Genomic DNA, 6,493 nt, shown 5'->3' with positions numbered 1-6,493 from the left:
AAACGAGAATGGGGAATGGCTCGTTGTCAAGAAAAAATACAGCGGGCTAAAAGGCAAATGGTCGCTGCCGGCCGGGTTCGTCCAGCCGGGGGAAATGCTCGATGAGGCGGCGGTTCGGGAAGTGAAGGAAGAAACGGGGATCGACGCCGAACCGGTCGCGCTTCTTGGCTTGCGCACCGGCGTCATCTCTGGGGAGATCAGCGACAATATGGCGATTTTTCTGTTGCGCCCGCTCTCGCGCGACATCGTCGTGCAGACGGATGAGCTGTATGCCGCCGCGTTTTTCAGCAAAACGGCGCTTCAGAATGATCCGAACACATCAGGCTTGCTTCGCTATTTGTTGGCGCTCGAGCCGCTTGATTCCCTTTCGCTGCATGACGGACTCAATCCCGGCGATCCGTTCGGCTACACGAAATACCGCCTTTACTTTGAATCATCAAAATTGAAAGAATAGTCAAGAAAATAAAAGCGATCGAAAGATGTATCCGCTTACACGAACGAAAATGGGGGAGAATCGCTGTTTGTTTTTACAGAAAATTTTGATATATTAACAAGAAAAGAAACGGAGGGGAACATCGATGACAAAAACATTGACAATGAACGACTGCCCGTACTGCGAGGGGCATGGATACGTTCAGTTGCTTTTGGGCGGATCGGAAACGTGCTACAGTTGCCAAGGAACGGGAAGCGATCACGAAGAGGATGACGATCATTGACGTTCGTCTGAAGACATGAAACATCGTTTGGAACCAATCAGGCGATCATGAAGAAGAGAACGAACATTGACGGTCATCCGCCCGATCCAGTACACTGAAAACGGGTGTACGGGAGGTGAAGGGCGGATGCAAATGAGTTTGCCGGTTGTTTTGATTTCGATGGTTTTATTTTTTGTGTTGTTTTTTGGCATTGGGTTTTTGGTGAATATGTTGCTGCGCATGACATGGATTACAGCGGTCTGCTTTCCGTTGATTGCGGTTTTCATTATTGATGATGTGCCGTTGACGCGCTATTTCACCGCACCGTCCGAGGCGTTCGCCGCGCTCGGCCGGAAAATCACTTCGCTGGCGGCGGCGGATCTGTTGATTTTGTCAAGCGGATTTGCCGGCGCTCTTTGCGCCGGATGGGCGATCCGCACGCTGCGGGCGAAAGGGTATCAAATGTTTTAGAGCGTCTCTGCCTTGGGCAGGGGCGTTTTTTTTGTGAACAGCGCTGATGAGCGCCCGAGCGGATCACAACGTCGGTTCGTGTATGTTTTTGGCAAAACGCACAAGCTTTGCGCTCGGGTTTCACAATGAGGTTGTTCATGGACGGTTTTTTCGTTTTTTGTCTCATTCGCAATGAATATTTCGATTTTGGATGGAGATAAATAGAGGTGTGAGAGGAGTTGAGAGCATTGAATGGGTTTAGGCAGTTCGTGCGCCGAACCGCGATGACGCTGCTGTTTTTGGCGGCGCTCTTTGCGACATTCGAGTCCGTTTCCGGGGTTGACGCGAAGACGGTTCTCCATCCCTTTCCGAGCGCTTTATCGATGGATCATCAGCCCGTTTGGGGAATGAAAGAGCTCGCGAAAAACGGGGGCCGCTCCGTTTTGCGGCTTGAGGATCATTTTGACTGGTCAAAATATCCTTCCGTTGAAGTGGTCGCCACCGGCTATACAGCCGGCATTGAATCGACCGGGAAAACGCCCGATCACCCTGAGTATGGCATCACGTACTCCGGCGTCCGCGTTAAGCGCGACCTTTATTCGACGATTGCTGCCGATTTATCGATCTTTCCGATCGGCACGATTTTGTTCATCCCCGGATACGGGTTCGGCGTCGTCGCCGACAAAGGCGGGGCGATCAAAGGCCATCGTCTTGATTTATATTACGAAACCGTAGAAGATGTCTATAAATATTGGGGAAAAAGGAAAGTGCAAGTTTACATTATCCAAAAAGGGGACGGCAAGCTGTCAGAAGAAGAGTTGAAGCGGCTGAACGAAGATGAAACGATGCAAGTGTTCCGGCAGCAATATTTGGAATCGAAAAGTTAAAGGAGGGCTCCCGCCCGTCAGCCGCCAAGGAGCGGATCGCTGTCGTCAGCGGGAGGAAACAGCGCCGGATGCAAAAGCGGCGCCAATTTTTTTAATCCGACCAAGAGGCGCGGAGACGGACGGCAATAGAGCGCTTCTTCCAAAACATAGATGTTTCCGGTGCGGACTGCTTCGATCTGTTCGGCGTTCGGACGAGTTGTGACCGCTTTTCGGTTCATTTTTTTTGTCTGCACGCCGACCCAAACGAGCAAGATGTGCGACGGATTGCGGGCGAGAACGTCGTCCCATTCCGTTTGAACGCTCGCTTGCGGGATGTCGGAGAAAATGTTGCGCCCGCCGGCGAGCTCACTTAGTTCGCTCAGCCAGTTGGCGCCGCCCGGTGTGAAGATCGGCCGCGGCCACCATTCCCAATAAAGGCGGGACGGTTCAGCCGATGCGGCCCGCTCGCGATGCCAATCAAGCACGTCATGATAGCGGCGGACGAGTTCGGCCGCTTTTTTCGTTTCACCAAGCGCCTCGCCAAGCCGAAGAAGGTCGTTGGCAATGTCATCGAGCGAATTCGGCGCCAGCACGAGATGCGGGAGCCCGCGCCGTTTGAGCTCCTCGACGTTGCGCTCCATGCCGGGCACGCTTAGGGATGCGACGACGAGATCCGGTTTGAGCGCCTCGACTTGATCCATATCAATGCGCAGATCCGGCCCGACTTTCGGCAGCTGCTTCACTTCCGGCGGCCAGTCGGACGAATCGTCGACGGCGGCGACATCGTCGAGGCGGCCGAGATAGGCGAGCAGTTCGGTGTTGCTTGGACAAAGGGAAACGATTCTCATCAGCGTCGGTCCTTTCTAAATCGTCGTGATGATTACGGATTCGCCTTGCCCTGCGTGATTTCCTGTCCGTTTCAGCTGATTTTTTTGCATGAACGCAAGGAGAGAAAAGTTAGATAGTCGAAAGAATCGCTTTGCTTCGCTATAATGAAGGTGGGAATGAATCAACATGGAAAGGGATGAGACGATGTTTACGGTAAAACCTTTGCCGTCGGCAAAGGAACGGGATGAAGCGCTTGTCGTCGGTTTGTTTGAAGGGGCGAATTCATGGAGCGGCCTTGCCGGCGAATACGATGCCCGTCTTGGCGGACGGCTGTCGGAACTGCAGAAAGAAGGCGATATTTCCGCGAAACGGGGGCGCATCGCCACCGTTCATCCATTTTTGCCGATGGGGGCGAAGCGGCTGTATTTCGTCGGTCTCGGCAAAAAAGAAGAGTTGACGTTTGAGCGGCTGCGCGAGGTGTTCGGCAAGCTGTTTCGCGCGTTGAAGCAGGCGAAGCGGACGAAAGCGGCGGTCGCGCTGGACACGTTTACGACCGAGGCCGTCGATGGAAACGAAGCGGCGCACGCCTTGGCGGAAGCCTATCATTTGGCGACGTATGAATTCCCTGGGTATAAGCAGAAAAAGTTAGAACCGGACTACTAGCTCGAATCGCTCATCGTCTACACGGCGGCCGAAGCGGCGGAAATTGAAGCGAGCTTGTTTGTCGGCTCGGTATACGGGAAGGCGACGAATTCGGCGCGCACGCTTGTCAATACGCCGGGGAATTTGCTGACGGCGTCGGATTTGGCTGATTATGCCGTGAAGCTCGCGAACCGATACGATTTTGACTATGAAGTTTTGGAGAAAGAAGACATGGAGCGGCTCGGCATGGGAGCGCTTTTGGCCGTCAATCAAGGCTCGAAACAGCCGCCCAAACTGATCGTCTTAAAATACCAAGGAAAAGACGAGTGGGAAGACGTGATCGCCCTCGTCGGCAAAGGGGTGACGTTCGATACGGGCGGCTATTGTTTGAAGCCGCGCGACAGCATGGTCGACATGAAAACCGATATGGCCGGCGCGGCGGCGGTGCTCGGGGCGATGGAAGCGATCGGCGAACTGCGGCCGGAACAAAACGTGCTCGCCGTCATTCCGGCGACCGACAATATGATCAGCGGCGAGGCGTTCAAGCCGGACGATGTCATTACGTCGCTGTCCGGAAAAACGATTGAAGTGAAAAACACGGATGCGGAAGGACGGCTCATTTTGGCCGATGCGGTGACCTATGCGAAACAGCACGGCGCCAGCTATATCATCGATGTCGCTACGTTGACGGGCGGAGTGATCGTCGCCTTGGGCACGGACAAAACGGGCGCGATGACGAACAATGAGGAGCTGTTTGAGCAATTGCTTGAAGCGTCGATGGAAACCGGGGAGTTCATTTGGCGGCTGCCCATTACAGAAAACGACCGCGAGCGGGTGCGAAGCAGCAAAATCGCCGACTTGAACAATTCTCCGGGGCGGGAAGGACACGCCATTATGGGCGGGGCGTTCATCGGCGAATTTGCGGAAGATACGCCGTGGGTGCATTTGGATATCGCCGGCACGGCCGCCACAAAGAAAGACGGCGACCTCGGTCCGGCTGGGGCGACAGGCGTGATGGTGCGCACGCTCACCGCGTTTGTCGAGCGGTTTGAATAAAACGAACGCCGGCAGGCTGATCGACAGGCGCTGCCTTGGCGCAGAGGCGCCCAGTGTGAGGGCGGGGTATGCCGGCAGCGAACGAGCCGAAGCGGACGTGCATAGCTTCGGCTTTTGTTTGGCACGCTACTATAGTACATAGCAGGAAAAGCGAACAGAATGTAAATGTAGTGTAAATTTCATGTAAAGTTTTTTGTTGTCTTATTGTAAATGATGTGTAAATTGTTACAATAAGTAGCGGTGATTTTGATTTCGCAAATGGAGGGTGTCCGATATGATTTTTTCACCGAAAAAAGACGTTTTCTTCGACATGTTGTTTACGATTTCGGAAAATGTGAAGGAAGCGGCGCAATATTTTGTCGAGTATAAAATTCAAAGCGTAAGCGACTTGAAAGAATTTGCCCGCGTCATGAAAGAGTACGAACGAAAGGGCGATTCATTCATCCATGAACTGGTCGTCCAATTGAACAAAACGTTCATTACGCCGATCGAGCGGGAAGACATCCACCAGTTGGCGATGAAAATGGACGATGTGCTTGACGGATTTGAGCAATGTTCAGCGCGGTTTGAAATGTTTTCGTTCACGGACATCGATGAACATATGGCGAAGTTTTTTGACTATATTTATCAAAGCACGATTGAAATTGTTCACGCCCTCGAACTGCTTGCGAACAAAAAATTGCTCGATATGCGCCAACATGCCATTAAAATCAAGGACTATGAAACGAAGTGCGACGAAATTTTGCGCGCGTCGATCAAAAACTTGTTTGTGACGCAAAAAGACCCGATTAAAATCATTCAATACAAAGAGCTTTACGAAATGTTGGAAGAGATTGCCGACAGTTGTGAAGATGTCGCCAATACGTTAGAGACGATTATCATGCGCAACGCATAAAAAGGGGACGCTGTGTTTATGGATACGATCCTGATTTTAACGATCTGCATCGTCATTTTCGCATTGGCGTTTGACTTTATCAACGGCTTTCACGATACGGCCAACGCCATTGCCACATCGGTGTCGACAAGGGCGCTCACGCCGCGTCAAGCCATTATTTTGGCTGCGACGATGAACTTTATCGGCGCGCTCACCTTTACCGGCGTCGCAAAAACGATTACGAAAGACATTGTCGACCCGTTTGCGCTAGAAAATGGACCACTCATTATTTTAGCAGCGTTGACATCAGCCATTGCCTGGAATTTGATCACGTGGTATTACGGCATTCCGAGCAGCTCTTCGCACGCGATCATCGGTTCGGTCGCCGGAGCGGCGATTTCCGCGGCTGGGGTTGGGATTTTGAATTACGGCGGGTTTTTGAAAATTTTACAATCGCTGATTCTTTCCCCGTTTTTGGCGTTAGGGGTCGGCTTTATCATTATGAGCATTTTTCGTTTTATCTTTAAAAACGCCAACTTATACAGCACGACGAGGGGCTTTCGGATGTTTCAAATTGTGACCGCGGCGTTTCAGGCGTATACGCACGGAACAAACGACGCTCAAAAAGCGATGGGGATCATTACGATGGCGTTAATCGCCGGAGGATACCACGCGACGACCGACATTCCTGAATGGGTGCGCATTTCTGCCGCCTTGGCCATGGGATTGGGAACGGCTGTTGGTGGGTGGAAGATCATTAAAACGGTCGGTGGAAAAATTATGAAAATTCGTCCGATCAACGGAGCGGCGGCTGATTTGTCGTCCGCACTCGTCATTCTTTCAGCGACGATGTTCCACTTGCCAGTCAGCACGACGCACGTCATTTCCTCGGCCATCATGGGGGTCGGCGCCGCCCAACGGGTGAAAGGCGTCAAATGGGGCGTCGCTCGCCGCATTGTGCTGACATGGATCATCACCTTGCCAGTGTCAGCGTTGATTGCTGGGTTTGTGTACCAGGTTCTCCGTTTATTTTTCTAACGAATGAAAGAGGGTGTCCCAACAGATCGGGACACCCTTTCTTA

General features: G+C 52.3%; 7 protein-coding genes and 1 pseudogene. 7 read left to right on the top strand and 1 reads right to left on the bottom strand.

Features of this window, described 5'->3' with window-relative positions; translation table 11 throughout:
• From VU18_RS12860 to VU18_RS12850, 4 genes are all read left to right on the top strand, one after another.
• Positions 1-454, top strand: a 454-nt coding sequence (locus tag VU18_RS12860) for an NUDIX domain-containing protein (protein ID WP_236687397.1), incomplete at its 5' end; no start/stop codon positions are given.
• A gap of 124 nt (positions 455-578) precedes the next feature.
• Positions 579-716 carry a YuiA family protein gene (locus VU18_RS18160; RefSeq protein ID WP_011232421.1) on the top strand — a complete coding sequence of 46 codons (138 nt, stop codon included), beginning with the start codon at positions 579-581 and terminating at the stop codon, positions 714-716.
• 126 nt (positions 717-842) lie between these two features.
• Positions 843-1,166, top strand: coding sequence for a YuiB family protein (locus VU18_RS12855; RefSeq protein ID WP_014196657.1), 324 nt, complete (start codon positions 843-845; stop codon positions 1,164-1,166).
• 227 nt (positions 1,167-1,393) lie between these two features.
• The gene (locus tag VU18_RS12850; protein ID WP_014196656.1) at positions 1,394-2,032 is read left to right on the top strand and encodes a 3D domain-containing protein; all 639 of its coding nucleotides are present in this window, start codon (positions 1,394-1,396) and stop codon (positions 2,030-2,032) included.
• A 17-nt stretch (positions 2,033-2,049) separates the two neighbouring features.
• Here VU18_RS12850 and VU18_RS12845 read toward each other — a convergent pair whose 3' ends face one another.
• Entirely contained in the window at positions 2,050-2,859 is an 810-nt protein-coding gene (locus VU18_RS12845) for a cobalamin-binding protein (RefSeq protein WP_014196655.1), read from the bottom strand.
• A gap of 184 nt (positions 2,860-3,043) precedes the next feature.
• On the opposite strand from VU18_RS12845, the pseudogene VU18_RS12840 reads away from it, so the two are divergent.
• The 3 genes and pseudogenes from VU18_RS12840 to VU18_RS12830 all read left to right on the top strand — a co-directional run bounded on the left by VU18_RS12840 (position 3,044) and on the right by VU18_RS12830 (position 6,449).
• Positions 3,044-4,537: pseudogene (locus VU18_RS12840) on the top strand (leucyl aminopeptidase).
• 274 nt (positions 4,538-4,811) lie between these two features.
• Positions 4,812-5,432 carry a DUF47 domain-containing protein gene (locus tag VU18_RS12835; protein WP_014196653.1) on the top strand — a complete coding sequence of 207 codons (621 nt, stop codon included), beginning with the start codon at positions 4,812-4,814 and terminating at the stop codon, positions 5,430-5,432.
• A gap of 18 nt (positions 5,433-5,450) precedes the next feature.
• Complete coding sequence (locus VU18_RS12830; protein WP_011232415.1) at positions 5,451-6,449, top strand: inorganic phosphate transporter; 999 nt, start codon at positions 5,451-5,453, stop codon at positions 6,447-6,449.
• The last annotated feature ends 44 nt before the right edge of the window (positions 6,450-6,493 follow it).

This window comes from Geobacillus sp. ZGt-1 (genome assembly GCF_001026865.1).
GTDB lineage: Bacteria > Bacillota > Bacilli > Bacillales > Anoxybacillaceae > Geobacillus > Geobacillus thermoleovorans.
Note: the sequence above shows the minus strand (reverse complement) of the source record. Positions and strands in the feature narration are given on the sequence as shown.

Coding starts and splice junctions, on each gene's coding strand:
- VU18_RS12835 (WP_014196653.1), top strand. CDS start 4,812: ATGATTTTTTCACCGAAAAAAGACGTTTTCTTCGACATGTTGTTTACG.
- VU18_RS12855 (WP_014196657.1), top strand. CDS start 843: ATGCAAATGAGTTTGCCGGTTGTTTTGATTTCGATGGTTTTATTTTTT.
- VU18_RS12845 (WP_014196655.1), bottom strand. CDS start 2,859: ATGAGAATCGTTTCCCTTTGTCCAAGCAACACCGAACTGCTCGCCTAT.
- VU18_RS18160 (WP_011232421.1), top strand. CDS start 579: ATGACAAAAACATTGACAATGAACGACTGCCCGTACTGCGAGGGGCAT.
- VU18_RS12830 (WP_011232415.1), top strand. CDS start 5,451: ATGGATACGATCCTGATTTTAACGATCTGCATCGTCATTTTCGCATTG.